Here is a 25,131-nt window from a genome sequence, read left to right on the forward strand (position 1 = left end):
CCTAATCAAGCTCACCCACCTGCATCAACGCATCGGCAGTCGCCTGAATATGCTCACGCATCCACACCTTGCCCAGCCAATCCCCCGGAATACCCTGCACACCATAATACGCACCGGCAACCTGCCCAGCGATTGCCGCCGTAGTGTCCGCATCATCCCCCAAATTCGCAGCCATCAACACAGCCTCAGCGAAGGTACTTGTCTGGTGAAAACACCAGAGTGCCGCTTCCAGCGAAGCGACTGCATAGCCAGAGCCCACAATGTCTGCGCGAGACTTTTCACGGTAGGTCCCTTCAGCGATTGCAATCACGTTTGGCTCGATCAAGCCGGAACTTTCTACCTGCAGCAGCTGCTCTTTTGCCTCGCCATTTAGCGCATTGGCAATCACCATCGAAAGTACCAGACAGCACTCCACCGCTTCCTGAGCGGCGTGTGTCGTACGGGAACTGTCGGCCGCAAAGGTGTGGATTCGATGGGTATCTGGGAAGTAAAACAGCACGATGGGGGCCAGACGCATCATTGAACCGTTGCCGGCCGAGTAGCGATCCGTGGATCCGGCAAAGGGATCGCCATTTCTTTGAAAGTCAGCCAATGCCTGGCGCACCGTCAGGCCGATATCGAAGCATTCGCCGGTAGAGCTCCAGTAACCCGACGTCCACCATTTCAGATAGCGTTCCATCTGATCTACGGGGTCGAAACCGTCTTTCTGCAACATGCTTTCCGCCAAGCATAGCGCCATGGATGTGTCGTCGGTCCACTGCCCAGGCTGAAGATTAAAAGGCCCTCCGCCCGTCATGTTCGTGACCGGTGTAAAGGACCCGCGCGGCATAAACTCGACAGTTGTTCCCACAGCATCGCCACAGGCCAGGCCAAGTAGGCAGCCACGAAAACGATCCGATAGAGAGATAGGCATTTGTGATGAACTCATAGACAGATTCAGATCACGCCACTATTCCAGTTCCGCCCCGCTCGGTCTGTAGGTCACGACTGGCTGAGTTGTGCGATGCGCGTAATCGCTGCGGCGCCCTTGAGAAGTGGCTATCGCCACTACATTGACTTGACCAAAACCACTTCGGCAAAGCGGAACTTTTTTCTGGCTGCCTTGGTAGCTTCTTGCTCGACAACGAGGGAGCTAAGGGTATCTGCCTCATGCACTATTTCGAGCATTTTACCTTCAAACTCATTCCCAACTCGTAGCGTCACTCTGAGCCTGGGCGTGAAGCCTTTTGATACCTTGTTTTTCTTCACCGCTTTTACTGGCGGCGTAACCGCCACTTCCGCGACGGTTTCCTGCATTAGGGAGGGATTTCACCGGCTGGATTATTGCGCTTGCGCATCTTGAGTTGGATGCTGTTTGACCGCCTTGCGCGCTTCGTCGCAATATGCACGTGCTTGTTTCAGGCTGACTGCAAGGTACCAGCCAAAAGACATTTTTACTTGCTGACCCGCTCAGTAAAAACGGAACAACCATCGTTTTTTGCCGTCGACAGGCACCATGAAGCACAGGCCGTCAAAGTTGCCAAGGGTGTAGGTTTTATCTGTAGGCTGGGCGTGCCGGATGGCCATATCTGATAGAGGCATGGTGAGCTCCTGTTAGAGAGCCAGCACCCGATGCTCGTCTGGCGACCTGAGAGGATCCAGCAACAATACGAATTTGAGCCTTTCCGAAAAAACCACTCAAAAAGGTACTGGATTACCCTGGTTTTCCGCAGAAACGAAAAAAGACGCCGAAGCGTCTATTTCGCTGACCTCCAGAATCCAGTGGATGTCTGTAGATCTATATTTGGAGCGGGAAACGAGACTCGAACTCGCGACCCCGACCTTGGCAAGGTCGTGCTCTACCAACTGAGCTATTCCCGCTTGGTGATGCGCATTCTATAGAATTCTTGAAGCCCGTCAACCTCTTGATTCAAAAAAGTTTTATTTCTTTTCAACGGTGGTGCGCAGATGAGGCCAGGCAGCGCGTAAATACTGGAGCATGGACCACAACGTCAGGCCCGCCGCGATCAGCAGCAGCGCGTAGCCAGTCAGCACCCAGAAGGAGAAGTCCGATGGGTTGGCCAGCAGGATGACCAGCGCGAGCATCTGCGCGGCGGTTTTCCACTTGCCCATGTTGGACACCGCGACGTGGGCGCGGGCGCCGATTTCGGCCATCCATTCGCGCAGGGCCGAGACGACGATCTCGCGGCCGATGATCACGGCGGCCGGCAGGGTCAGCCACAGGTTGCCATGTTCCTGCACCAGCAAGACCAGCGCCACCGCCACCATCAGTTTGTCGGCCACCGGATCGAGGAAGGCACCGAATGGCGTGCTTTGCTCCAGGCGGCGCGCCAGGTAGCCGTCGAGCCAGTCGGTGGCGGCCGCAAAGGCGAATACCGAACTGGATGCGGCATAGCTCCATTCGTACGGCAAATAGAACAACAGAATGAAAATCGGAATAAGCAGGACGCGTAGAACGGTAATCAGATTAGGGATATTCATCGGCACAACTGGCTACGAGGTGGAAAGGCATTCTATTCGCTATGCAGATTCGCATAAATCAACTCAGCGAGCTTTTTACTGATACCGGGAGCTTTGGCTATTTCGTCAATGCTGGCACGGGATAGCTCCTGCAAGCCACCAAAATGTTTAAGCAAGTCGCGACGTCGCGTCGGGCCGACCCCCGCCACCCCTTCCAGGGTTGAGGTTCGCCGGGTTTTACCACGGCGGGCACGGTGCCCGGTGATGGCGAAACGGTGGGCTTCGTCGCGGATTTGCTGGATCAGGTGCAACGCAGGTGAGTCGCCCTTCAAAGTGAACTCATGGGCGGCATCATTCAAGTACAACGTTTCGAAACCGGCCTTGCGTGTGGCGCCCTTGGCCACGCCGAGCAGGATCAGGTCAGGCACCGCCAGCTCGTTGAGCACGTCACGGGCCATGGACAACTGGCCCTTGCCACCGTCCACCAGCAGGATGTCCGGTAGCTTGCCCTCGCCGTCCTTCAATTTGCTGAAGCGTCGCGTCAGGGCCTGGTGCATGGCGGCGTAGTCATCACCGGCGGTGACGCCTTCGATGTTGTAGCGCCGGTAGTCGGACTTGATCGGCCCTTCCGGCCCGAACACCACGCAGGACGCCACAGTGGCCTCGCCGCTGGAGTGGCTGATGTCGTAGCACTCCAGGCGCTGTGGTGGTTCGTCCAGGTTGAGGACTTCGGCCAGCGCATCGAAACGTGCGGCGACGTGCTGTCGATTGGCCAGGCGCGCGCCCAGGGCCTGTTCGGCATTGGTCACCGCCAACTGCTGCCAGCGCGCGCGGGTACCGCGTACACGGTGGCTGATGTCGAGCTCACGGCCGCGCAGCTCGTGGATCGCCTCGATCAGTGTCGGGAAGTCTTCGTGCACCACGTTGACGATCAGCTCGGACGGCAAGTCGCGTTCGGGGCTACTGACGTAATACTGGCCAAGGAACGCGGCCATGACTTCGGCCACTTCCTCATCGATACCGGTCTGCGGGAAGAAATTCTTGCTGCCCAGCACACGCCCACCGCGCACGCTGATCAGGTGCACACAGGCGCCACCGGGGTTGACGAAGGCAGCGATCACGTCGACGTCACCAGTGCCGCCTTCCATGCTTTGCTGGTCCTGCACGCGACGCAGCAGGGAGATCTGGTCACGCAACTCGGCGGCGCGCTCAAAATCCAGGGTGCTGGCGGCCTGCTCCATCGCGGCGGACAGCTCGTCGGTGAGCGCATTGCTGCGTCCTTCAAGGAACATCACCGAATGGCGTACATCTTCGGCGTACTCGGCCGGCTCCACCAAACCCACGCAAGGCGCCTTGCAGCGCTTGATCTGGTATTGCAGGCACGGCCGGGTGCGGTTCTTGTAGAAGCTGTCTTCGCACTGGCGCACAAAAAAGGTCTTTTGCAGCAAGCTCAGGCTTTCACGAATCGCCCCGGCGCTGGGGTACGGCCCGAAATACTTGCCCTTCTGCTTCTTCGCACCGCGGTGAATGCTCAGGCGTGGGAAGTTGCCGTCGGACAAAAACACGTAGGGGTAGGATTTGTCGTCACGCAGCAGGATGTTGTAGGGCGGCCGCCATTCCTTGATCAGCGTCTGCTCAAGCAACAGCGCTTCGGTTTCATTGGCGGTGATGGTGGTTTCGACCTGGGCGATGCGTGCGACCAACGCTGCTGTCTTGGGCGCAAGGCCGCTCTTGCGAAAATAGCTCGCCAGACGGTTCTTCAGGTTCTTGGCTTTACCGACGTAAAGCAGGCGCGCCTCACTGTCGAACATGCGGTACACGCCGGGGCGGCCACTGCAGGTTGAGAGAAAGGCACTCGGATCGAACGGCGTGGTCATGTCAGGCGCTGGCGTCCACCATGCCGTGGCGCACTGCGAGCAGGGTCAGTTCAACATCACTGCTGATGGCGAGCTTCTCGAAAATGCGATAGCGGTAGGTGTTGACGGTCTTGGGCGACAGGCACAGCTTGTCGGAAATCGTCTGCACCTTCTGGCAACCGACGATCATCAAGGCGATCTGGATTTCCCGCTCAGACAGCGCATCGAACGGCGAATCGCTGACCGGCTGGAAGGATTTGATCGCCAACTGCTGGGCAATCTGCGGGCTGATGTAACGCTGGCCGGCAAACACCAGGCGAATGGCTTGCACCATCTCGGCCAGGCCGGCGCCCTTGGTCAGGTAACCCGCCGCCCCCGCCTGTAGCAAACGGGTCGGAAACGGATCTTCCTCACACACCGTCACCACCACGACCTTGATGTCCGGATGGCTGCGCAACAATTTGGTCGTGGCGCCAAGACCGCCGATGCCAGGCATCTTGACGTCCATCAACACCACATCGGGTTTCAACTCCCGAGCCTTGATCAGGGACTCTTCCCCGGACTCGGCCTGGCCGACTACTTGCAGGCCATCGATGTCAGCCAGCATTCGTGTAATGCCTGTACGAACGAGATCATGGTCATCGACTACTAGCACCCTAATCAAGCAGACACCTCGCGATATGGTCTTATAGGTTGCTGAACACCTTAGCAAAAAACCAAGGCGCAGACCTAGCTACACGCGTCATATATATAGAGTTTGGGTACACGGCAGTCGTCCGCCAAACAGCGAACGCCCGGGTTTGCGGGGGAAAGGCTCAGGAATCCCGGTGCTGCGGCTTGGCCTTGCCATTCAGCGAGGCTGAATGCTCAGCCAGGGTCGACGTCAGGCGGCGGATTGCATCCTGGTCTTCCTTGAGCATCGAGCGGTAATCGACCAACACTTTCTCTTCAACTTGACTCAATTGGTCCAATTGAATCGGCGTGGGACTGCCTGTCAACACGAACAAAATATCCACACCTCGCTCGGCAACCCTGGAGAGGTAGTCGGCTTTGGGCGCCCGCCCGCCACTTTCATACTTGCCTTGTGCGTTAGCTTCAACGCCTCCTATCTCACCAAAAACTTTTTGCGACAGGCCAAGTCGCTCTCTTTCTTGCCTCAAACGCGAACCGATTCCACTCATTTGGATGTATGATCCTATTTTGCACACCTCAAGAGGTGACACATCATCTCTTTATTAAACAAACTTGAACGGTTTTGAACTATGCCCGGAATCCGTACTGCTGCACAAGCCAAGGCCTGGCTAGAACATCAAGGAAAGTCAGTGCAAGCGTTCGCCCGAGAACATGGCGTTGATCCGGCAACCACCTATCAAGTGCTCGCTGGGCGCAAAAAGGGACGACGTGGAGAAGCCCACAAGGTAGCGGTCCTTCTGGGCATGAAAGAAGGGATCATCCTTTCTGAGGCTGATGGCCAAAACAACGATCAGGAAATCGTCTCCTGAAGCCAGTATGCGCTTATTAGGATTCAGTGCAGGGTTAGCTTGATCGACAGGTGCGCTCCATGCGCCAAAAGCAGTCTTCCTCACCGACGATACTCAGCCCCATGCGCTGATACAGCCCTCTTGCCGGGTTGGTCTTGAACACAGTCAAACGCAACAAACCCTGCCCGCATGCCTTGAGAGCCATCTGCTCCAGCACCCAACTCCCTGCACCCTGCCGGCGACAATCTTCGAGCAAATGCAGTTCGCGGATATACAGTGCCCGGCTGTCTCGGCTCAGGCTGATAAAACCCAGGACACTGTCGTCACGGCAGATCAGCCAGTTTTCCCGGCCGGCCCAAGCCGTATCAAACCCCTCGTTGGACCACAGCAAACCGTACTGCGTGTAATAGCGACCCATGGCCTCATGGGTCAGCGTTCGTGCGAACGGCAGGTCGCGGTCTGTGGCTGCACGCAGGTGGAATGCCATTTACACGACCACCACTTGGCCAGCCCATTCCCCGCCCTCACGCCGGGCAAGCACTAGCGCGTCACCGACGCCCGGCGCAGCAGCAAGCAAACGACCACCAGCGGCCCAGATCGCACTGCGACCGGCACACACATAGCCACCGGACGGGCCGCCATGATTGGCCATCAACACCAGCAAGCCATGTTTGGCGGCATAACCTTGCAACAACGTGCTGTCAGTTGCGTAGCCTGCTTCGCTGATCAATACACCGGCGGCGTAAACCGTCGCACCCGCTTCAGCGGCAGTATGCGGATGACTGGCGTGGGAGAAGTCTGCACAAACTGCCAACGCAATCCGGTCGTCCGCCCACTCCAAAACCGCACCGCCCTGCCCCGCAATAAACGCGGCTTCTTCGCCTGGATGCAGATGCTGTTTGGTGTACACCGCCAGGGAGCCGTCCGCCCCCAGTACCAATGCGCCGATCATCACCCCCGCTTCAGGTGTCAAGCGGATTGGCATCCCCACCACGGCGGTCAATCGCAGCTCCCGCGCCATCTCACGCAACGGCGTGAGCAACCTGTCCTCTGGTGTTATCGCCAGCTCGGCAGCCAAACACGGCTCATAGCCAGTCAACGACAACTCCGGAAACACCAACAACTGCACGGCGTGCTCCGCCGCCACACGCATAAAGGTCAGGTGCCGCTGCAGATTGGCCCGCACGTCGCCCGCGATAGAGAGGGATTGAGCAGCAGCAAGGGTTAAGGCAGTCACGGTCGCGTCCCGGCAATCATTGTCAAAGTATGACAAGCATATCTCGACCGATAGCCGTGGGTAGCCCCGCGCCATAGAAATTACTGATTGAATCCTCCTGCATGCCTCGAGTAAGCTCCCCCCATCATTTGGAGACACACCATGTTGCAACTCACCCACACTCAGGTTTGCCTTGCTGCCAGCGCCCCGCGCCTGGTGTCGGCTACCCGCGTGAACGGTTCGAGCGCACCTGTCAGCTTTTATTTTGGGTATTGGTTTAGCCACTGGCGCGCCTGATACCTGAAATCGGCGCACACTACTCAAGGGGTCGCCTACCAGAGAAATCTAACCCCCGGTCGGCTCCCCGACCGGGGGTTTTGTTTTTCAGGCCCTTATAAATTCAGCAAGAACACTTAAAGGACACACGACATGAACTACGCCACCTATTACCGCTACGACACTTCCACTGCATGGCGATTTAGCAAGCTCCGTTCGGGACAGCCTGCCGCCTCCGATCGGTCACCTATTGGTGGCAAGCCAACACACGTAGCCGATACGGCCAATTGTCGAACACCCCAGTAGGGCCAAGCGTGCGGGAATAACCCGCCGCTTGCCCAGGAAGCCTTGAATATGAACTCTGCCACCGCCGCTTTGCCTGTCACCGATCTTTCCAGCGCCAATGAAGCCCTGACCCTGCGCCTGCCCAGCTCGCTTGAGCTCAAGCATCAGTTGCCCCTCAGTCCGTTCCTCAACGAACAAGTCCACAACCATCGCCAAGCCGTGCGCGCCATCCTCAATGGCGAAGACTCACGCTTGCTGGTGATTGTCGGCCCGTGCTCGATCCACGACCCCGAATCGGCCATGGAATACGCTCGCAACCTGAAGAAACTGGCCTTGGATGTCAGCGACCAGATGCTGCTGGTGATCCGTGCCTACGTCGAAAAACCGCGCACCACTATCGGCTGGAAAGGCCTGGCCTACGACCCGCACCTGGATGGCAGCGATGACATGGCCGCCGGCCTCACCCTGTCCCGCCAGCTGATGCGCGAAATGTTGCGCCTGGGCCTGCCGGTTGCCACCGAGCTGCTGCAACCCATGGCCGCCGGCTACTTTGATGACCTGCTCAGTTGGGTCGCGATTGGTGCGCGCACCACCGAATCGCAGATTCACCGTGAAATGGCCAGCGGCCTGGGCATGCCCGTGGGCTTCAAGAACGGCACCGACGGCGGCGTCGCGATTGCCTGTGATGCGATGCGCTCGGCGTCCCACCCGCACCGCCATTTCGGCGTCGACAGCCAGGGCCACCCGGCGATCATCCAGACCTCTGGCAACCCCGATACCCATCTGGTGCTGCGCGGCGGTCACCGTGGGCCGAACTACGATGTGCAAAGCGTCGCGCAGGTGAAGCACGACCTGGCCAAGTCCAAGGTGGCGGCGCGGATCATGGTCGATTGCAGCCACGCCAACAGCGGCAAAGACCCGCTACGCCAGCCGACGGTGTTCAATGAGGTGTTGGAACAACGCCTGCAGGGCGATACCTCGCTGGTGGGCATGATGCTCGAAAGCCATCTGTTCGAAGGCTGCCAGCCGCTGAGCGCGTCGATGAAGTACGGCGTATCGGTGACCGATGGTTGCCTGGGTTGGGACGGCACCGAGCAACTGTTGCGCAGTGCGGCCGAGCGTTTGCGCATGCAAAACAGAACCGACTGAGAGATGACGGCCAACCGATGGGAGGGCGCCCCCTCCCACGGTCGGATTCGTGACCTGCGGTAAAGACTCCTTTTCAGATTCGACGGTTTTTCCGAAGGCGTGAGCAGCAGATACTCGACGCTACTGTTCACCCCCCTTCAGGAGTTACTGATGTCTGTCCCTACCCAAACCGTTCCGGCCTTCGGCCTTGGCACCTTCCGCCTGCAAGGCAAGGTGGTGATCGACTCCGTGAGCACCGGCCTGGAGCTGGGCTACCGCGTGATCGACACCGCGCAGATCTACGAAAACGAAGCCGACGTCGGCCAGGCGATTGCCGACAGCGGTATCCCGCGTGATGAACTGTTCATCACCAGCAAGATCTGGATTGCCAATTTCGCTGAAGGCCAACTGATCCCAAGCCTGCGCGAAAGCCTGCGCAAACTGCAGACCGACCACCTGGACCTGACCCTGATCCACTGGCCGTCGCCGGAAGACCAAGTACCCGTCGCCGAATTCATGGGCCAGTTGCTGGAGGCCAAGCGCCTGGGGCTGACGCGCCATATCGGCATTTCCAACTTCACTGTCGACCTGATGAAACAGGCGATTGCCGCGGTCGGCGCCGAACACATCGCCACCAACCAGATCGAGCTGCACCCCTACCTGCAAAACCGCAAAGTGGTGGATTTCGCCAGCGCCAACGGCATTCAGATCACTTCGTACATGACCCTGGCCTATGGCGAAGTACTGAAAGACCCGGTCATCCAACAGATCGCCGAACGCCATCAAGCCACGGCAGCCCAAGTCACCCTGGCCTGGGCCATGCAGTTGGGTTACGCGGTGATCCCATCGTCAACCAAGCGCGCCAACCTGGAAAGCAACCTCAAGGCCTTGGAGCTGACCTTGAGCGCCGCCGACATGGCACAGATTGCCGGCCTGGAGCGTGGCCATCGCTTGACCAGCCCCAAGGGTATCGCGCCGAAATGGGATTAAACCCCGGGCGCCGGCGTACGGGATAATTCCCGCAGCCACGGCAACACGCGCAAGCCACGGGCCGCCGTCGGGGGGTCGATGATGTCCATGAAGTGTTCAAGGTTGACGTGGTCCGGCACCCCCGGCAAACGCACGAGCACCGCTGGGGCGATACCAGCAGGTTGGCCAAGGTCCAGGTGGTCGTAGACCAGCACATGACGTACCTGAGGCTGCGGCCCGCTGGCCTGGGCCGCGAGCCCCGCGTTGATGATCAGCACATCAAACGGCTTCGCCGGGATGGCAGTGAGGATCTGGACTTCATCGAAGGTCTGCACCGGCACTATCCGGTGATACCCCAGTTGGTTGAGCATTTTTTCGATGTGCAGCCGCTGCAGGTGCTGTTCATCGGCAATCAGGATGGTTAGTGCTTTGTTCGGCATGGCAAACCCCTGGGCAGGCAGCGCTCGTCAGTGAGCGCCGCCCATTTTCCAGACATCTTCCGAAGACAAAATCAGGCTTGTTCCCCCTTCGCGTAGGAGTTCTCCCAAACCCACCGAACGGTACTCAAGGTTGATTGCAATAAACGCTCAATCTCTGCTGCAGATCAGCGCAAGCGTCACTCACCGCGTCAACCGCCGCCCCAAGGGCCGTCTTGTCCTTGGCTTCACACACCGCCTCCAGCGTTTCACAACAGCTGATCAGCGCCTGCGCCTTGACCATGCGCGCTCCGCCCTTGGCCCGATGCGCAACGTCGTGCAACCTGGCAAAGTCGGCCTCTTGTCGCAGCGTCGGCAATAACGCGCGATCCGCTTCCAGGCTGTCGAGCAGCGGCGTCAACAATTCCTTGAGAGCGCCGCGATCATTTTCCGTCAACGCGATCAGCGCGCTCAAGTCATACGCCTCGACGGCATTCGCCGCAGCGACGCTCGCCACCCGCGAGGCCAACGCCGCTCGCAAGTCATCCAGCCCGGTGGGTTTGAACAGGCAGCCATCCATTCCCGCTTGCCGGCAGCGCTCGGTTTCTTCCGGCTGCGCATTGGCCGTAAACCCCAGGAGTAAACACGGCACCAGCCCCCGTGCCTGCTCTTGAGCACGAATATCCTGCGCCAGCTGGTAGCCGTTCTTGAGCGGCATATTGCAATCGGTGATGACACCATCAAATTCCCCCGACTGCCAAAGCGCCAGCCCCTGAACACCGTCTTCGGCGGCGGTGATTCGGTGCCCCAGGAAGCTCAACTGTCGCGCCAACAACAAGCGGTTGGCCGGATAGTCATCTACTACCAGGATGTTCAATGCCCGGGCGGGTGGAGTGTGTGCAACCGCTGCTCCCGTCTCGAGCGCTGACGCCGCTGCCAGGTCCAGTTGCATTCGCACATCAATCCGCGTGCCCTGCCCCAGCACACTGCTCAACTGCAACTGCCCCCCCAGCATTTCGCACAAGTTGCGGCTGATCACCAAACCCAGGCCGGAACCGCTGCGCACCGACTGCTCGTTGTTGCTGCCCTGGATAAACGGGTTGAATAGCCGCTGCTGATCTTCAGCGCTGATGCCGATCCCGGTGTCCAGCACCCACAGCCGCAATATCAGTTGGTCGGCCGTCACCTCCCCTTGCGCACCGAGCAACACCTGGCCGCTGGCGGTGAACTTGATGGCATTACTCAGCAGGTTGGACACCACCTGCTTGAAACGCAGGGGATCGATCAGCACCGTGCGATCAATTGATGGGGCCAGTTCAACCTGCAGCGCCAGGCCCTTGGCCCGCGCCAAGCCCTCGAATACCCGCGCCACGGACATCAACAGGTCGCGCAGGTTGGCCGGCTCCAACGCCAGAGAAATATGCCCGGTCTCAATGCGGGCAATGTCGAGAATATCGCCGATCAACTCCAACATGCCGTGGGACGCCACCGAGGCAACCTCCAGCGCATCACGATCAGCCCGGCCCTGCTCGGCGTTTTTCAACGCCAACTCGATCATGCCGATCACGGCGTTCATTGGCGTGCGGATCTCATGGCTCATGGTCGCCAGAAAAGTCGTCTTGGCGCGGTTGGCAGCGTCGGCCTCGTCCTTGGCGTCCTGCAATTGGCCCAACAGGCGCTGGCGCTCGCTCACATCCACCCAGCCAGCGATCATGCCCACGACCTTATCGTTGCCATCGCGGTACGGCAGCATCCACTGGTAGATCGTCAGGACATCCCCCGAGGGCAACCGAAGTATCCGGTCATGAATCTGCGGCTCGCCCCGGGCCATCAACTGCAGGTAGTCCTCATGAAACGACTGGGCCTGCGGCGGGTTGCCGGTGTCGGTTTCCACGACAGTCTTGCCGATCACATCCTCGAGCTTGAAGCCGAACACATCGAGGTAGGCGTTGTTGCAGGCCATCAAGCGGCCCTGGCGATCACGCACATAAATCGGGTGCGGCGTGCCGTCGATCAGCACACTCATAAAGCGCATCTGATCACTCAGCGCCCGCTCCGCCTGGGCCCTTCGGCGAATCAGGTTACGCAGGTAGATCGCCCAGCCCAGGGTAATCAGCAACAACAGCGCCGCGAGGCCGAACCCTTGAAGAATTGCGTTGCGATGCCGCAGCCAATAGCTGTCCTGGATGATCACCTCACTGCGCCAGTGGTTGCTCAGTTCGTCCATTTCTTCGGGCGTGATGCTCAACAGTGCCTTATCCAGGATCGAGTACAACTCCAACTGGCTGCGGTTGACGCCAAACGTCACACGTGCCGGTTCCGTGCCGACAGTGCTGGTCACCCTCAAGCGATCGCGGTAATAGCGGGCAATCATGTAGCGCGCACTGAGGAGCGACAGCACGGTCGCGTCGACGTTGCCACTGGCCACCATCGCCATGGCTTGCTCAGGGCTTTCGGTATCAACAAAGACGATGCCGGGATAGTCGCGGGCAATTCGCTCGCCCAGGCTGTTGCCACCGACAAAGGCCAGGCGCTTGCCGTGCATATCTTCCAGCGTGATCGGGCTATTACCCTCAATGCGGCTGACGAGCACATAGGGACTGCTCAGGTAGGGCCGGGTAAAACGGATCTTGTCAGCGCGTTCATTGCTGGGGGTGACGACCGCGAGCATATCGACACTGCCCGCACTGGCTTCGTCGATTTGGCGAGGCAGTGAGTTGCCCTTTACCACGTCGAATTTCAGCCCCGTACGCAAGCTGATCCGCGACAGTACCTCGGCACTCAAACCCTCGAGCTGCCCCTGCTCGTTGAAAAATGACAGTGGCAGAAACTTATCCAGAGCGGCCACTTTCACCCGCGGGTGTTTCTCCAGCCAACGTTGCTCGCGTTCACTCAGGCGCAGCCGGTCAACTTCCATGGCCCCGCCGCCACCGGCGCTCCAACGGCGCAGGATTTCCATCTGCGTGGTCACCGGCACGGCCGCCAACGCGGCATTGAGGATACGTAGCAATCGATCATCACCCCGGGTGACCGCAAACGCGAAAGGGTTGACTTCCAGGGCGGAAAAATCCGCCATGCGCACGTTATTCAGGTAGTTTTTATTGATCAGGTAACGCGTGCTGATCGCGTCGCCCAGGTACACATCCGCCTGCTCGAACGCGACGGCCCCCAGCGCCTCAAAGGACGAGGCGTAGAGCAGCAAATGGGCGCGGGGGTAAAATTTCTGTACCGCCTCGGGCTGCATATAGTGATACAGCATGGCCACGCGCTTGCCGGCCAGGTCGGCACTCAAACCCTGGGCTTCTGCGCTGCGGGTCGCCAGCACCGGTTGGTCATTGGCATAGGAGCGCGACAGCGCCAGTTGCGGGTCTACCGCTTCAAAACCGTTGGCGGAGCCGAGAAAATCCACTGCGCCCTGCTTGAGCGCCTCGATGACTTCGTCGCGGGTGTCGTAGCGACGGACCTCTACCCGGATATTCAACGCCTGCGCCACCAGCGCCGCGTAATCGGCGGTGATGCCTTCGAAATCCTCACTGTTGCTCATGTCGAAGGGTGCGTAGTCGGGGGCCGATACGCCCATCGATAACACCCGCCGTTCGCGCAGCCAGCGCCAGTCGGCTTCGTCCAGCGCGACATTGGGGTTTTCGAGGCGAGAGTGGCCCAGCAACTGCAGCGAGTAAGGTTCGTCAAGGGCTTGCGCCGCCAGGGGCAACAGGCTCACCCAGAGCAGCGCGACCAACCCTCGCAGCGCGCGGGCGTTCATTTCAGATCAGCTGATTACGTTGCGCGAACTTGGACAAGTGCACCACCGACGACATGTGCAATTTCTCCTTGAGTCGCGTCTTGTAGGTGCTGATGGTCTTGTGGCTCAGCAACATGTCCTCGGCAATTTCCTTGTTGCCCAGGCCCAGGGCCAACTTCTGCAACACCGTCAATTCGCGATCAGACAGTGCTTCCACCAGTTCAATCTCGGACGCTTGCAAATCATCACGGCGCACTGAACTGGTGGGCAGGCTGGGGAAACAGCTGTAGTTGGACATCACTGCCTTGATTGCTTTTTGCAACTCGTGCAGCTCACCCGTCTTGGCAACAAAACCCATGGCTCCAGCGCGCATGCAGCGGGTGGAAAAAAACACTGCGAGGTACGAGGTCAACACCAGGATCTTGCATGGCAAGCCCAGCGCCTTGATTCGGCTGATCACTTCCAAACCGCCCAGCTTGGGCATCGCCAAGTCGAGGATAATCAGGTCGGGGCACTGTTCGCGAGCGATCTGCATGGCATCGGCGCCATTGCCCGCCTCGAAGATTTCATTGAAACCTTCCTGCTTTAGCAGAAAGCGAACCGTGGCACGGATGAACGGGTGGTCATCCACAATTAAAGCTTTGCTCATTAAGACTCCCCTGAAGGACAAATTAATCTGACACATCACACGGGACCCAGCTACCTGTGAGAATTGACAGTTCCGACGAGCGGTTCCGCACTTTTCCAGATGCCAGCCAGGCAGTGCCTGGTCCCTCCAATTGAACAACACCATTGATGCCTGAAGTTCTGCGCAGCCTCTTAGGTAGCAGCAAGCGCGCAACCTTAACAATGAAGTGATGTTTGAACTGAAGGGATAGTCCTGACTGCGTGTAGGATTTATCCGTAGGAAATCAGTCAGTCGTGCTCGGGCTCCAGAACGCCTGCACCACCAGGCTGGAGTTGGATATGCGTGTCACCAGTGCATCCAGCTCATCGCCATCGACCGACGTCGCAACCAAAGTGGCCTCGATCTCCACCTCTTCACTGCCGAACGGCCGCACATCCACGTCGCTGGCCGGGTAGTTGCACCGTGCGAGCTCGGCTTCCAGCAACACCATTACCGCCTGCTGCTGACTGCGCTGCGCGATCACATACAGAATGTTGGTGACCTCCGCCGACACCACATCCAGCGGCTGGCGGTTGATGTTATTGACGATCGGCCGCAGCAACGTGTTCGCTGCCAGCACAAACAACGTGCCCAGCAGCGCTTCGAGGATCAGGTCGGCACCGGCGCAAGCGCCGACGGCCGCCGACGCCCACAGGGTGGCCGCAGTATTCAGCCCGCGCACATTGCCCTCTTCGCGCATGATCACGCCGGCCCCCAGGAAACCGATGCCCGAGACCACGTACGCCACCACCCGCACCGCCCCTTCCGCGCCGCCCAGGCGGTTGGCCATATCGACAAAAATCGCCGCCCCCACCGCCACCAGCACGTTGGTGCGCAAACCAGCCGTGCGCTGGCGATACTGGCGCTCGAAGCCGATCAAGCCGCCGAGGATAAACGCCGCACTGAGACTGACCAGGGTGTCGACCAGCGAGTCGAGGTTGATGTTGTTGATTGCCTGCATAAGAAATCTCCTCAGTTCATTGCCAGCCACATTGATGGATGTGGCTGCTGCGCGAGAACACCGTCATGCAGGTACGACCCGCTGCGCCGCGCCCATCGGGTAGGCGCAGTCAGCTTGGCCCGCCCGCCGTAAAAGGCAGGCGCGTCCGTAGCATCCCGAAATGGCTCGGGTGCTGGTCAGCGTCGATGAGAGGGAGTCCGGCAGGCGCCAGGACTGGCTGCTGCCGGGATGCCGCTTCTCGCGTGTATTGGCGAGACAACGGCATCGAAAGAATGCGCGTTACCTTGCCGAGTATGTGCCGGTAACCAGAACCGGCCGACGACTGTCGCTCGAACAAGTACCCACTGAGGGTCTCCGCTATTGATAAAACCGCGCCAAGGTTACGCCCCGACTACAGACGAGTAAACCGTAGGAAAGTTACTACATGACGAATAAGACGCTTCTTCAGGAGCGGTTCAGCCTGCTTGCGTCAGGACACTTCAATCATCCCGCGTCAGCACTTCGAGCAATTCAATCTCAAAACGCAGGTTGCTGTTGGGCTGGATATGCGCGCCCATCGAGCGCTCGCCGTAGGCCAGGTGCGCCGGCACGAACAGCGTGCGCACACCACCGACTTGCATGCCCATCAGGCCTTGATCCCAGCCCTTGATCACACGGCCCGTGCCAATTACGCACTGGAACGGTTTGCCACGCGCCCACGAGGAGTCGAATACGGTGCCGTCTTCCAGGGTGCCCGTGTACTGGGTAGTGATCAGTGCACCTTTGACCACGGTTTTGCCATCGCCCAGGCGGATGTCAGTGATCTGGAGTTGGTCGTTGTTCATGGCAAATCCCGTTGAATGCGCAAAGGCTGGGGTTTTCCCAGAATTGGTTGGGTTTGGCAAGCGCTTCAGGGTGGCACACGCAAGCCCCTTGCCAGTGGTTTGACCGCGTACCTTGCACTATCGCGAACCACAACTGTCCTAATCTCATGCCCCCCTCGCCCGCTCGGAGCCCCCATGACCCAGGATGTCCTCGCCAAAGAAACCAACCGCCGCCAACTCCAGCAGATCATCTCCGGCCTGTCCGACGGGATCATCCTTGCCGAAGTCGACCAGACCCTCCTCTGGGCCAATGAGGCGGCGCTGAACATGCATGGCGTGGACGACGTGATGGCATTGGGCGCCAACACCCAGGAATACGCCGAGCGCTTCACCTTGCGCTATCGCAACAACCACCCCGTGCTGCTGGACAACTACCCACTGGCCCGTGTGGCGGCAGGCGAGGAGTTCAGCGACGTGGTGGTGGAAGTCACCCCCACTGCCGATCCGGACAGAACCTGGGTCCACCGCCTGCGCAGCCTGGTGATCAGCGATTCCCACGGCGCACCGGAGCTGCTGGTGCTGATCCTCAGCGATGCCACCGAGTGGGCCAGCGCCGAGCAACGCTTCGAAAAAACCTTCAACGCCAACCCGGCACCCGCCGTGATCTGCCGCTTGAGCGACCTGCGTTACATAAAGGTCAACCAGGGGTTTCTGGAGATGACCGGCTACAACCGCGATCAGGTCATCGGCAAATCCGTGTACGAGCTGGATGTGCTGGAACAGGCCGAACGTAAAGACCTGGCGATTGCGCGCCTGGGCGAAGGCGCGACGATCCCGCAGATGCAGGCCGAGCTGAAATTGCCCGGGGGCGGCAGCAAGCTGGTGATCGTCGCCGGGCAACCGCTGGACATGAACGAGGAAGACTGCATGTTGTTTTCCTTCACCGACCTGGAGCCGCGACGCAAGGCGGAAACCGCCCTGCGCCAGAGTGAAGAGCGCTTCGCCAAGTCGTTCCGCCTGACGCCGGTGCCGACATTGGTGTGCAACGCCGGCAACCGCCAGGTGGTGGATGTCAACGAAGCCTTCATGAGCATTACCGGCTATATCAGTGAGGAGCTGGTCGGCAAGGCCATCGAAGACATCGATTTCATCGACAGCCCCCAGGCGGGCACACAGTTGTTTGCCACCCTGGAAAAGTCCGGCAACCTCGACGGCCAGGACCTCAAGGTGCGTAAGAAAGGCAACGAGGTGATCGATTGCGTGGTGTCCGCCGACACCGTGATCATCGATGACGTGCCCTGCTACCTGCTGGTGATGATGAACATCACCGAACGCAAGCGCTCGGAGCTGGAGCTGGTGGCGGCCATCGAGGAGGTGATGCAGGACGCATCTTGGTTCAGCCAGACACTGATCGAAAAACTGGCCAACGCCAAGAGCGTCAACAGCCCCAACCAGCCTGCCATTGCCTTCACCGACCTCACGGCCCGTGAACGCGATGTACTGGGACTTATCTGCGAAGGCTTGGCCGACAAGGAAATCGCCGCGCGCCTGAAATTGGCGCCCAACACCGTGCGCAACCACGTGGCCACGGTGTACTCCAAGCTGGGGGTGCACAGCCGCAGTGCGGCCATCGTTTGGGCCCGTGAACGCGGGCTGTTTGCCGGTGAACTGCGCCTGAAAAAATAGGCCGGCCAAGTGCAAATGCACTAGTGCAGCTAGTGCGAATTCGCCTTATTGCGGCGCCAGGCAAGCCATAACCTTCAAGACATCGAACTTGTGTCTTGAAGGAACCAGCATGTTTACCCTCGCCCAACTGCGCAACTGCATCGAAGAAGGCCTGTCGCCGCTGACATGCGAGTTCACCCTGTGCCGGGATGCCTCCTTGACCCTCAAGGTATTTGACGCTGATACCGGCCGGGTGGACCTGGTGGTGACAGGGATCAGCACCAACCGGCTGCAGACCCCGCACGAAGTGGAAAAGATGGTCGAAGAGTTGCGCTACGAATTGCAAAGCAACAATGTCGGCAAGCTCACGCTGAAGGACTGGCCTTCAACGACGAACCAATGAAATAGAACACCCCACCCGCGACGATAAACGCCCCGAGCATGTAGAACATGGCGTAGGCCGGCAGGTTGGCCAGCACCAGCCCACACAACACCGGCCCCAGGGCGGCGCCCAGGTTGGACAGGTTCTGCGCGCCGTAGTACATGCCGCGCAGGTGGTCCGGGGCGATGCGGTCGATAAACATATATTCGGCCGGAAACACGATGATCTCCCCCACCGTGAACACCGCCATCGCCAACACCCACCACAGCACGCTGGTGGACAGCGCAAAGCCGATCAGCCCCAGCATGAACATGCTCAAGCCGAAAATCAGCCACTGGCTCAGGTGGCGGTGGGAAATGCGCCGACCAATCACGTACTGCAAGGCAATCACCAGCACGGCGTTGGTAGTAAGGACGGCGCTGATCACGGTGTAGGTGTATTCGGCCGAGGTCGTGGTCACCAGGTATTGCGACAAGTAGGCCGTGAATTGTCCAAACACCACCGCGCTGAGCAAACCGCCGACGGTAAAGCACACCAGGCGATGATCCCTCAACAGCACACGCCCGACGGCAAGGAATGACACAGGCTTGTGTGTCGCGTCGACGGTGGTCAACGTGCGATCGCCCCAGCGCCAGTACAGCAGGAAGAACCCCGCCCCCAGCAGCGCCGACAGGATGAACGGCAGGCTGATGTCCAGCTTGGCCACCACCGCACCGAACGCCGGCCCGACGGCATAGCCGATGTTGGTCAGGGTGTACTTGATCGAGAACACCTCGCTGCGCGCGTCTTCAGGCAACAGGCTGGCGAAACCGGCCTTCACGGCGATGTCGATGACCGCGTAAGCGAGGTTGATCAGGATCAGGCAGCTGTAGAACACCCAGATATTCTGCGCGAGGACCGTGCCAATAAAGCCCAGCACGAACAGTACGCTCAGGCAGAGCAACAGCCGGTAACTGTTGATGCGGTCGACGAGAAAACCACCGTACACGCTGAGCAATGAACCGACGATCAATGAACTGCCGATCACCAGGCCGACCTGGGTGATGTCCAGGGAGAAATGGCTGGTAAGGTAAATCACAAGGTAGGGAAAGGTAATTGCCTTGGCCAGCGTCAGCATCAATGTGGCGGACAACAACAGGTTCACGGTGCGGGGGTAGTTTCTTATTGTGGCAAGCATCCTGCTCTCTTTCCTTGAAGGTAACGCGGCCTTTTCAGCCGCCTACCTTAACGCAAGAATCAGGACAACAGGCAGGTCATTTTTTGACGGGCGTGATCTCAAGGATGGTGCCGTTGGTGGTCTTGAGCAGCACGAATTTATCGTTCACCCGCGCCCATTGGCTGTCGGCTTCAGGCTGCTTGAGGCCGCGCTTTTTCCAATCGCTGACAGCGGATTCCTTGCGCATCAGGATGTCTGGGGCTCGATCGCCTTCTTTCAGATCACGGGTGTTGATATTCGAAGGTTGCACGGTTTCCTGGGGGGTGTCTGCGGCTTGCACGACGAAGCTCGTGCCTGACAGGCTGGTCGCAACAAACAGGCAGGCGGCTAGGCATTTGGCTTTCATGGGTGCTCCTTCAATGAATGATGCGTACCCAGATTCCGACCGCTGCCACGCAGGATCATTCAACCCATATTTCATACCTGTGGTTTGCCTTTATAGCCCGCATGCATCTTTTGCAAAGGGTGCTCGGTGGGTGTCTTGGGGCTGCCGCGCAGCCCAGCGGGAGCAAGCTCCCTCGCCACAAGGTCCTCACCTTCGTCCCATCCGGCCATTGCCCTCGTGAAATAATTCCTGTAATTTTTCATGAAATTTATAGAAATAAATTTCATGACCCCACAAGAAGAACTTGCCACCCTCGCCGCGCTGATCCACGACCTGCGCAAGCACAAGAAACTCACCCTCGCCCAGCTCGCACAAAAAATCGAGCGCTCTGTGGGTTTCCTGTCCCAGGTCGAACGCGGCCTGTCGCGCCCCACCGTGGCCGACTTGACGGCCATCAGCCACGCCCTCGACGTGCCCACCACCTACTTCTACAGCCAGCCAAAACCCAAGGCGGTGGACTGGATCACTCGCCCCAACGAGCGGCGCACGGTGTATTACGCCAATGGCATCACCGACATCCTCGTTTCGCCGAGCATGAACGGTGCCTTTTCGATGCTCGACAGCCTACTGGCACCCGGTGCCAACAGCGGCGAACAAACCATGAGCGATCGCGCCGAACAGGCCGGTTTTGTACTGGAAGGCGAGCTTACGCTGTGGGTCGAAGGTGAAAACGACTGCGTCACTCTCGGCCCCGGCGACAGCTTCCACCTGGCCAGTTTCGCCCATTGCCGCTACGCCAACCTGACCGACCTGCCCGCCCGCGTGCTGTGGGTTTACAACTAGGAGCTACACCCGTGAAAAGCCATTCCTCTGCGTTGCTGGCCGAAGTACGGAGCTTTCGTCAGAACCATCCCGATGTGCGCTACGTCGACCTGATTGCCCTGGACATTCCCGGGCATTTCTACGGCAAGCGCTACCCGGTGGAGATGCTGGAAAAAGTTGCCGCCGGCAGCCCATTGAAGCTGCCGCAGAACGCTGTGCTGCTGGGGGTCCAGGGTGGGCTGTTCAAGATTGGCGACTACTGCTTCAACGACGGCGACCCGGACGCCAACCGGCGCCTGGTGCCCAGCACGCTCAAGCCGGTGAGCTGGGAATCACAGCCCCTGGGGCAGATGCTGATCACCTCGGATGGCACCGAAGCGCCCATCGAATTCGAACCCCGCGAGGTACTGGCCAAGGTATTGGAGCGTCTGCATCACAAGGGCATTCACCCGGTGGTGGCGTTCGAATTGGAGTTCTACCTGTTCGATAAAAAACTCGCCGACGGCCTGCCGCAATTCGCCCGCGACCCGCTGAGCGATGACGCCGACGACCAGCCCAACCTGCATATCGAACGGCTGTCGCGTTTCAGCGAGGTGCTCGACGACATGGCGCAAACCGCCAAGGACCAGGGCATCGACATCACCGTGATTACCGCCGAGCTGGGCCCCGGCCAGTTCGAGATCAACTTCGGCCACCTCGACGACGGCCTGCGCGCCGCCGACTGGGCCGCCCTGTTCAGCCGCAGCACCCGCGGGGTGGCGCTCAAACACGGGTACCGCGCCAGCTTCATGGCCAAGCCATACCTACAATACCCCGGCAGCGGCATGCATGTGCACGTCAGCCTGTATGACGGCGCCGGCAATAACCTGCTGGCGGCGCACCAGCAACAACCGCTGCGCCACGCGGTGGCGGGCTGCCTGGAGTTGCTGCCGCACTGCATGCCGATCTTCTCGCCCAACCACAACGCCTTCCGCCGCCTGGGCGGCACAGTCAACGCGGCGACCCGTGCCAGCTGGGGTTTCGAAGACCGCGACGCGTGCGTGCGCATCCCCGACTCCGATCCACGCAATCTGCGCATCGAACACCGCCTGGCCAGCGCCGACGCCAACCCGTATCTGGTACTCGCGGCGATCCTGGCAGGTTTGGAACATGGCCTTGAAACCCAGCGCGAGCCCTTCGCCCCACTCAACGAAGACCGCAACAGCGGCGCCGACTTCCCCCTGGAAATGCTCGAGGCCGTACGCGCCATGAGGCACCAACCGGTATTGCGCGATAAGCTGGGCGCCGAATTCGTCGACGTGTACTGCGAGAACAAACGCCAGGACCACTTGGCTTTTCAGCAAGAGATCCATGCGCGGGAATACCGCTGGTTTCTCTAACCCCTCTGATGGAATCACCGATGACCGAGCAAAGCGCCCCAGCCCTCAAGGAAATCTTCAACGTCGAGCGCCTGCAACACATCGCCAGCGAAATGACGGCGGTGTACCCGGCATTCGACGCCAAGGGTTTCCTCACGCACGCCACGGCCGGGCTGGCCGAGTTGTCGGTGTTGCAACGCATGGCGCGGGTCAGCGAAAGCCTGCATGCGGTAATCCCACTGGCGTACCCGCAAACCCTTGAACTGCTCTACGCCCTGGCACCGCGCCTGAACAGCAGTTTTGTCAGCCTGTTCCTGCCGCACTTCGTGGCCAGCTACGGGCAGGATGACTTCAAGCGCTCCATGGCCGCACTCAAGTATTTCACTACCTTTGGCTCCTCCGAATTCGGTATCCGCCAGTTCCTGCTGCGCGACTTCCCGCGCACCCTCGCAGTGATGCAAACCTGGTCGCAGGACGCCAACGAGCACGTACGCCGCCTCGCCAGCGAAGGCTCGCGCCCGCGCCTGCCCTGGTCGTTCCGCCTGGCCGAAGTCCAGGCCAACCCTGAACGCTGCGCGTCGATCCTCGACAACCTCAAGGCCGACCCCAGCCTGTACGTGCGCAAATCGGTGGCCAACCACCTCAACGACATCACCAAAGACCACCCCGACTGGGTACTCACGCTGATCGAAGGCTGGTCGCTGGACAACCCCCACACCGCCTGGATCGCCCGCCACGCCCTGCGCAGCCTGATCAAACAAGGCAACACCCGTGCGCTGACGCTCATGGGCGCCGGGGCGAAAGCCGAGGTGAAGCTGCACCAACTGAGCGTGACCCCCGCGGTGATCAACCTGGGTGAGCGGATCAACCTGTCGTTCAGCCTGGAATCCACCGCCGACACCGCGCAGAAACTGGTGGTGGACTACGCCATCGACTACGTGAAAAGTGCGGGGCACAGCGCAAAAAAGGTGTTCAAGCTCAAGGCGTTCACCTTGGGCGCGGGTGAACAGCACAGCCTTCGGCGCGAGCAACATATCCGTGAGCTGACCACTCGCAAGCACTATCCGGGACGGCATGTCGTGCACGTGTTGGTGAATGGGGAAAGGCTCGGCAGTGCCGAATTTGAATTACGTGCCTGAACAAGTTGCTTAGAGAAATGCCTCTGAAACAGGCGTTCCAGACAGCACCAGCGACGAACATCCAAACAAGGCGCAGAAAACGTTCAAGTTTGTATCATCAGTAATGGCATTTAGCCTTTAATCTGAGGCATTATCCCAACCATATATAAGGTTATTGGAAGGGAGTTCTGTTATGGCCTGGTCGCTGGCACTCAATTTGGATGAGCAGGTCTACCCGCTTAGGATCGTGCAGCGCGTGGTCTATAGCCTCGCCAAGGATTTCTCCTTTTTGGTGCGCCATGAGCATACGCAATGGGTGCTTGAAGTCACGCCGAATGATTCATCCAATCTGCTGGGCTACGCTGCTGACACGGCCAGAGCCATGATCCTTCGCCATCTGAATGATTTCGCACTCCGCGACCAGATTGCACTGGAAACCCGCGGTTTAAGGGAGCTTCTCGCCAGTGTCGCCTTGAAAGAGTGCGGCTACTGAAATGTCTGTCGCCCTGATTGCCAAGCAAACCGATTACCGATTGCTCCCGTTTCGTTTCATGCGAATGCCTGAAGTCGGCGACTCACAAGTACTGATCACGGCAGACACGGGAGAGTACCTGTTTGTGAAAGACAGTGACCTGCCTGGGATCGTACATAAACGTCTCGATCGTCAGTCAGCCTTGTATAAAGACCTACTCGCACGTCATTTCATTTACGAGCCGGAAATACACACGCCCTTTCCAGAAATGGCCGCGCAGATTCGCAGCCGCAAGAACTTCCTCTTCGGAGGCCCGGCACTGCATTTGTTTGTGGTCACTTTGCGATGCAATCACACCTGCCAGTACTGCCAAGTATCCCGCGCCCCGCTAGGCGACCATGCACATGACATGTCTGCCGAAGATGCCATGCACGCAGTCGATCGATTATTCGAGTCTCCCTCGCCGGTGCTCACCGTAGAGTTTCAGGGCGGCGAGCCCCTTCTGGCATTTGACCGGGTCAAACAGATCATCGAGGCCGTGAGTGCTCGCAATGAAACCGAACACCGCAGTATTCAGTTCATTATCAGCAGCACGTTGCATCACCTCACAGACCCGATCCTGGCGTTTGCCAAACAGTACGCTGTGCAATTTTCAACGTCCCTGGACGGCCCGGCTTTTTTGCACAACGCCAACCGCCCCACCCCGGAAAAAAATGCCTATGAGCGCACACTTGAGGGTATCCATCGCATACGCGATGTCCTAGGCCATGACGCCGTGTCAGCACTCACCACACTGACCTCAAGAAGTCTGGAGCACCCGAAGGCAATCATCGACGAATACGTCAAGCAAGGGTTCAAGAGCATCTCCCTCAGGCCGCTGAGCCCCTACGGATTTGCCAAGAAGTCCAGCGAGCGCTTGGACTATTCGATTGACCAATACTTGAGTTTTTATACCGAGGCGCTGAGTTACCTGATTCAACTCAACAGCGAAGGAACCTACTTGAGCGAGGGCTATGCCTCGTTATTGCTCGGCAACATGCTCACGCCGTTCTCGAGTGGCTATGTCGATTTGCGCTCACCATTGGGCGCCGCGGTGGGAGCATTGGTCTACAACTACGACGGTGACGTATACCCCTCTGATGAGGCACGTATGCTGCTAGAGATGGGCGAAAGCGGATTGAAGCTGGGTACTGTCCGCCAGCCGTTGAGTGAACTGTTGCACTCGCCGGTTGTGAAGCAACTCTTGGACGCCGGAATAGCAGAGGCATTGCCGGGCTGTTCCGATTGCGCATTGGTGCCTTATTGCGGCGCAGACCCTATCGAACACTTCGCCCGCCAGGGGGACCCGATAGGGCATCGATCCTTCAGTACGTTCTGTCAAAAAAATACGGCACTGCTTACCCACCTGTTCGGGTTATTACGCAATGGGGATCACTCGACCCAGCGAGTACTGATGTCGTGGCTGGCACGCCGCTCATTCAGTGATCTAGCGCAGCCAGGATACGGAGGCTGA

Annotated in this window: 26 protein-coding genes and 1 tRNA gene; 10 read left to right on the plus strand and 17 right to left on the minus strand. The window is 59.2% G+C overall.

The annotated features are described in order from the left end of the window. Position 1: 1 nt before the first annotated feature. The 8 genes from LIY36_RS14330 to LIY36_RS14360 form a co-directional block, all read right to left on the minus strand. The gene (locus LIY36_RS14330) at positions 2-913 is read right to left on the minus strand and encodes an ADP-ribosylglycohydrolase family protein (RefSeq protein ID WP_226456048.1); all 912 of its coding nucleotides are present in this window, start codon (positions 911-913) and stop codon (positions 2-4) included. Between the two features lie 134 nt (positions 914-1,047). After that, positions 1,048-1,296 carry a hypothetical protein gene (locus LIY36_RS14335; RefSeq protein ID WP_226456049.1) on the minus strand — a complete coding sequence of 83 codons (249 nt, stop codon included), beginning with the start codon at positions 1,294-1,296 and terminating at the stop codon, positions 1,048-1,050. A gap of 153 nt (positions 1,297-1,449) precedes the next feature. After that, positions 1,450-1,581, minus strand: a complete 132-nt coding sequence (locus LIY36_RS27680; protein WP_268945288.1) for a hypothetical protein — start codon at positions 1,579-1,581, stop codon at positions 1,450-1,452. 203 nt (positions 1,582-1,784) lie between these two features. Next, positions 1,785-1,860, minus strand: a tRNA-Gly gene (locus LIY36_RS14340). A gap of 60 nt (positions 1,861-1,920) precedes the next feature. Further along, a complete protein-coding gene (gene pgsA / locus LIY36_RS14345; protein WP_003232771.1) occupies positions 1,921-2,481 on the minus strand; it encodes a CDP-diacylglycerol--glycerol-3-phosphate 3-phosphatidyltransferase in 561 nt (186 codons plus the stop codon). 32 nt (positions 2,482-2,513) lie between these two features. Further along, on the minus strand, positions 2,514-4,337 hold the full coding sequence (gene uvrC, locus LIY36_RS14350) for an excinuclease ABC subunit UvrC (RefSeq protein WP_192300387.1): 1,824 nt from the start codon (positions 4,335-4,337) through the stop codon (positions 2,514-2,516). A gap of 1 nt (position 4,338) precedes the next feature. Further along, positions 4,339-4,980 (minus strand): response regulator transcription factor GacA, encoded by a 642-nt coding sequence (gene gacA, locus LIY36_RS14355; RefSeq protein ID WP_032886613.1) that lies wholly within the window; start codon positions 4,978-4,980, stop codon positions 4,339-4,341. Positions 4,981-5,131: 151 nt separating this feature from the next. Further along, positions 5,132-5,497 carry a helix-turn-helix domain-containing protein gene (locus LIY36_RS14360; RefSeq protein WP_192300386.1) on the minus strand — a complete coding sequence of 122 codons (366 nt, stop codon included), beginning with the start codon at positions 5,495-5,497 and terminating at the stop codon, positions 5,132-5,134. A gap of 81 nt (positions 5,498-5,578) precedes the next feature. Between LIY36_RS14360 and LIY36_RS14365 the strand changes: the two genes are divergently transcribed. Next, entirely contained in the window at positions 5,579-5,818 is a 240-nt protein-coding gene (locus LIY36_RS14365) for a DNA-binding protein (protein ID WP_192300385.1), read from the plus strand. 34 nt (positions 5,819-5,852) lie between these two features. Here the strand turns inward: LIY36_RS14365 and LIY36_RS14370 are convergent, their stop codons facing one another. Together LIY36_RS14370 and LIY36_RS14375 are read right to left on the minus strand one after the other, a co-directional pair. After that, the gene (locus LIY36_RS14370) at positions 5,853-6,284 is read right to left on the minus strand and encodes a GNAT family N-acetyltransferase (protein ID WP_192300384.1); all 432 of its coding nucleotides are present in this window, start codon (positions 6,282-6,284) and stop codon (positions 5,853-5,855) included. Next, positions 6,285-7,034 carry a carbon-nitrogen hydrolase family protein gene (locus tag LIY36_RS14375; protein WP_226456050.1) on the minus strand — a complete coding sequence of 250 codons (750 nt, stop codon included), beginning with the start codon at positions 7,032-7,034 and terminating at the stop codon, positions 6,285-6,287. 609 nt (positions 7,035-7,643) lie between these two features. On the opposite strand from LIY36_RS14375, the gene LIY36_RS14380 reads away from it, so the two are divergent. Continuing rightward, on the plus strand, positions 7,644-8,723 hold the full coding sequence (locus LIY36_RS14380) for a 3-deoxy-7-phosphoheptulonate synthase (protein WP_226456051.1): 1,080 nt from the start codon (positions 7,644-7,646) through the stop codon (positions 8,721-8,723). Between the two features lie 150 nt (positions 8,724-8,873). After that, the gene (gene dkgB, locus LIY36_RS14385) at positions 8,874-9,692 is read left to right on the plus strand and encodes a 2,5-didehydrogluconate reductase DkgB (RefSeq protein WP_226456052.1); all 819 of its coding nucleotides are present in this window, start codon (positions 8,874-8,876) and stop codon (positions 9,690-9,692) included. Here dkgB and LIY36_RS14390 read toward each other — a convergent pair. The 5 genes from LIY36_RS14390 to LIY36_RS14410 all read right to left on the minus strand — a co-directional run bounded on the left by LIY36_RS14390 (position 9,689) and on the right by LIY36_RS14410 (position 16,281). Further along, positions 9,689-10,111, minus strand: a complete 423-nt coding sequence (locus LIY36_RS14390; protein WP_226456053.1) for a chemotaxis protein CheY — start codon at positions 10,109-10,111, stop codon at positions 9,689-9,691. The two genes, dkgB and LIY36_RS14390, sit on opposite strands and share 4 nt — an antisense overlap. Before the next feature lie 124 nt (positions 10,112-10,235). Beyond that, positions 10,236-13,850, minus strand: a complete 3,615-nt coding sequence (locus tag LIY36_RS14395; protein WP_226456054.1) for a transporter substrate-binding domain-containing protein — start codon at positions 13,848-13,850, stop codon at positions 10,236-10,238. A 1-nt stretch (position 13,851) separates the two neighbouring features. Beyond that, entirely contained in the window at positions 13,852-14,478 is a 627-nt protein-coding gene (locus tag LIY36_RS14400) for a response regulator transcription factor (protein ID WP_192300378.1), read from the minus strand. 262 nt (positions 14,479-14,740) lie between these two features. Further along, on the minus strand, positions 14,741-15,457 hold the full coding sequence (locus LIY36_RS14405; RefSeq protein ID WP_192300377.1) for an MgtC/SapB family protein: 717 nt from the start codon (positions 15,455-15,457) through the stop codon (positions 14,741-14,743). 479 nt (positions 15,458-15,936) lie between these two features. Then, a complete protein-coding gene (locus LIY36_RS14410; RefSeq protein WP_192300376.1) occupies positions 15,937-16,281 on the minus strand; it encodes an FKBP-type peptidyl-prolyl cis-trans isomerase in 345 nt (114 codons plus the stop codon). A 174-nt stretch (positions 16,282-16,455) separates the two neighbouring features. On the opposite strand from LIY36_RS14410, the gene LIY36_RS14415 reads away from it, so the two are divergent. Together LIY36_RS14415 and LIY36_RS14420 are read left to right on the plus strand one after the other, a co-directional pair. Continuing rightward, positions 16,456-17,946, plus strand: a complete 1,491-nt coding sequence (locus LIY36_RS14415; protein ID WP_226456055.1) for a PAS domain S-box protein — start codon at positions 16,456-16,458, stop codon at positions 17,944-17,946. Between the two features lie 109 nt (positions 17,947-18,055). Continuing rightward, on the plus strand, positions 18,056-18,328 hold the full coding sequence (locus LIY36_RS14420) for a DUF1652 domain-containing protein (protein WP_226456056.1): 273 nt from the start codon (positions 18,056-18,058) through the stop codon (positions 18,326-18,328). Here the strand turns inward: LIY36_RS14420 and LIY36_RS14425 are convergent. Then, the gene (locus tag LIY36_RS14425) at positions 18,291-19,484 is read right to left on the minus strand and encodes an MFS transporter (protein WP_226456057.1); all 1,194 of its coding nucleotides are present in this window, start codon (positions 19,482-19,484) and stop codon (positions 18,291-18,293) included. The two genes, LIY36_RS14420 and LIY36_RS14425, sit on opposite strands and share 38 nt — an antisense overlap. A gap of 76 nt (positions 19,485-19,560) precedes the next feature. Beyond that, the gene (locus LIY36_RS14430; RefSeq protein ID WP_226456058.1) at positions 19,561-19,869 is read right to left on the minus strand and encodes an RcnB family protein; all 309 of its coding nucleotides are present in this window, start codon (positions 19,867-19,869) and stop codon (positions 19,561-19,563) included. Positions 19,870-20,133: 264 nt separating this feature from the next. On the opposite strand from LIY36_RS14430, the gene LIY36_RS14435 reads away from it, so the two are divergent. The 5 genes from LIY36_RS14435 to hxsB all read left to right on the plus strand — a co-directional run bounded on the left by LIY36_RS14435 (position 20,134) and on the right by hxsB (position 25,131). Then, complete coding sequence (locus tag LIY36_RS14435; protein WP_192300370.1) at positions 20,134-20,691, plus strand: helix-turn-helix domain-containing protein; 558 nt, start codon at positions 20,134-20,136, stop codon at positions 20,689-20,691. Positions 20,692-20,702: 11 nt separating this feature from the next. Then, positions 20,703-22,049, plus strand: a complete 1,347-nt coding sequence (locus tag LIY36_RS14440) for a glutamine synthetase family protein (protein WP_226456059.1) — start codon at positions 20,703-20,705, stop codon at positions 22,047-22,049. Positions 22,050-22,069: 20 nt separating this feature from the next. Beyond that, entirely contained in the window at positions 22,070-23,167 is a 1,098-nt protein-coding gene (locus LIY36_RS14445) for a DNA alkylation repair protein (protein WP_226456060.1), read from the plus strand. A gap of 172 nt (positions 23,168-23,339) precedes the next feature. Beyond that, complete coding sequence (gene hxsD / locus LIY36_RS14450; RefSeq protein ID WP_192300367.1) at positions 23,340-23,639, plus strand: His-Xaa-Ser system protein HxsD; 300 nt, start codon at positions 23,340-23,342, stop codon at positions 23,637-23,639. Between the two features lies 1 nt (position 23,640). Then, positions 23,641-25,131 carry a His-Xaa-Ser system radical SAM maturase HxsB gene (hxsB, locus tag LIY36_RS14455; protein ID WP_226456061.1) on the plus strand — a complete coding sequence of 497 codons (1,491 nt, stop codon included), beginning with the start codon at positions 23,641-23,643 and terminating at the stop codon, positions 25,129-25,131.

Source organism: Pseudomonas sp. AF03-9, from assembly GCF_020515815.1.
GTDB lineage: Bacteria > Pseudomonadota > Gammaproteobacteria > Pseudomonadales > Pseudomonadaceae > Aquipseudomonas.

Excerpts from the sequence above, each read along its gene's own strand:
- LIY36_RS14330 (WP_226456048.1), bottom strand. The coding sequence starts at position 913 with ATGCCTATCTCTCTATCGGATCGTTTTCGTGGCTGCCTACTTGGCCTG.
- LIY36_RS14335 (WP_226456049.1), bottom strand. The coding sequence starts at position 1,296 with ATGCAGGAAACCGTCGCGGAAGTGGCGGTTACGCCGCCAGTAAAAGCG.
- LIY36_RS27680 (WP_268945288.1), bottom strand. The coding sequence starts at position 1,581 with ATGCCTCTATCAGATATGGCCATCCGGCACGCCCAGCCTACAGATAAA.
- pgsA (WP_003232771.1), bottom strand. The coding sequence starts at position 2,481 with ATGAATATCCCTAATCTGATTACCGTTCTACGCGTCCTGCTTATTCCG.
- uvrC (WP_192300387.1), bottom strand. The coding sequence starts at position 4,337 with ATGACCACGCCGTTCGATCCGAGTGCCTTTCTCTCAACCTGCAGTGGC.
- LIY36_RS14360 (WP_192300386.1), bottom strand. The coding sequence starts at position 5,497 with ATGAGTGGAATCGGTTCGCGTTTGAGGCAAGAAAGAGAGCGACTTGGC.
- LIY36_RS14365 (WP_192300385.1), top strand. The coding sequence starts at position 5,579 with ATGCCCGGAATCCGTACTGCTGCACAAGCCAAGGCCTGGCTAGAACAT.
- LIY36_RS14370 (WP_192300384.1), bottom strand. The coding sequence starts at position 6,284 with ATGGCATTCCACCTGCGTGCAGCCACAGACCGCGACCTGCCGTTCGCA.
- LIY36_RS14380 (WP_226456051.1), top strand. The coding sequence starts at position 7,644 with ATGAACTCTGCCACCGCCGCTTTGCCTGTCACCGATCTTTCCAGCGCC.
- dkgB (WP_226456052.1), top strand. The coding sequence starts at position 8,874 with ATGTCTGTCCCTACCCAAACCGTTCCGGCCTTCGGCCTTGGCACCTTC.
- LIY36_RS14390 (WP_226456053.1), bottom strand. The coding sequence starts at position 10,111 with ATGCCGAACAAAGCACTAACCATCCTGATTGCCGATGAACAGCACCTG.
- LIY36_RS14395 (WP_226456054.1), bottom strand. The coding sequence starts at position 13,850 with ATGAACGCCCGCGCGCTGCGAGGGTTGGTCGCGCTGCTCTGGGTGAGC.
- LIY36_RS14400 (WP_192300378.1), bottom strand. The coding sequence starts at position 14,478 with ATGAGCAAAGCTTTAATTGTGGATGACCACCCGTTCATCCGTGCCACG.
- LIY36_RS14405 (WP_192300377.1), bottom strand. The coding sequence starts at position 15,457 with ATGCAGGCAATCAACAACATCAACCTCGACTCGCTGGTCGACACCCTG.
- LIY36_RS14410 (WP_192300376.1), bottom strand. The coding sequence starts at position 16,281 with ATGAACAACGACCAACTCCAGATCACTGACATCCGCCTGGGCGATGGC.
- LIY36_RS14415 (WP_226456055.1), top strand. The coding sequence starts at position 16,456 with ATGACCCAGGATGTCCTCGCCAAAGAAACCAACCGCCGCCAACTCCAG.
- LIY36_RS14420 (WP_226456056.1), top strand. The coding sequence starts at position 18,056 with ATGTTTACCCTCGCCCAACTGCGCAACTGCATCGAAGAAGGCCTGTCG.
- LIY36_RS14425 (WP_226456057.1), bottom strand. The coding sequence starts at position 19,484 with ATGCTTGCCACAATAAGAAACTACCCCCGCACCGTGAACCTGTTGTTG.
- LIY36_RS14430 (WP_226456058.1), bottom strand. The coding sequence starts at position 19,869 with ATGAAAGCCAAATGCCTAGCCGCCTGCCTGTTTGTTGCGACCAGCCTG.
- LIY36_RS14435 (WP_192300370.1), top strand. The coding sequence starts at position 20,134 with ATGACCCCACAAGAAGAACTTGCCACCCTCGCCGCGCTGATCCACGAC.
- LIY36_RS14445 (WP_226456060.1), top strand. The coding sequence starts at position 22,070 with ATGACCGAGCAAAGCGCCCCAGCCCTCAAGGAAATCTTCAACGTCGAG.
- hxsD (WP_192300367.1), top strand. The coding sequence starts at position 23,340 with ATGGCCTGGTCGCTGGCACTCAATTTGGATGAGCAGGTCTACCCGCTT.
- hxsB (WP_226456061.1), top strand. The coding sequence starts at position 23,641 with ATGTCTGTCGCCCTGATTGCCAAGCAAACCGATTACCGATTGCTCCCG.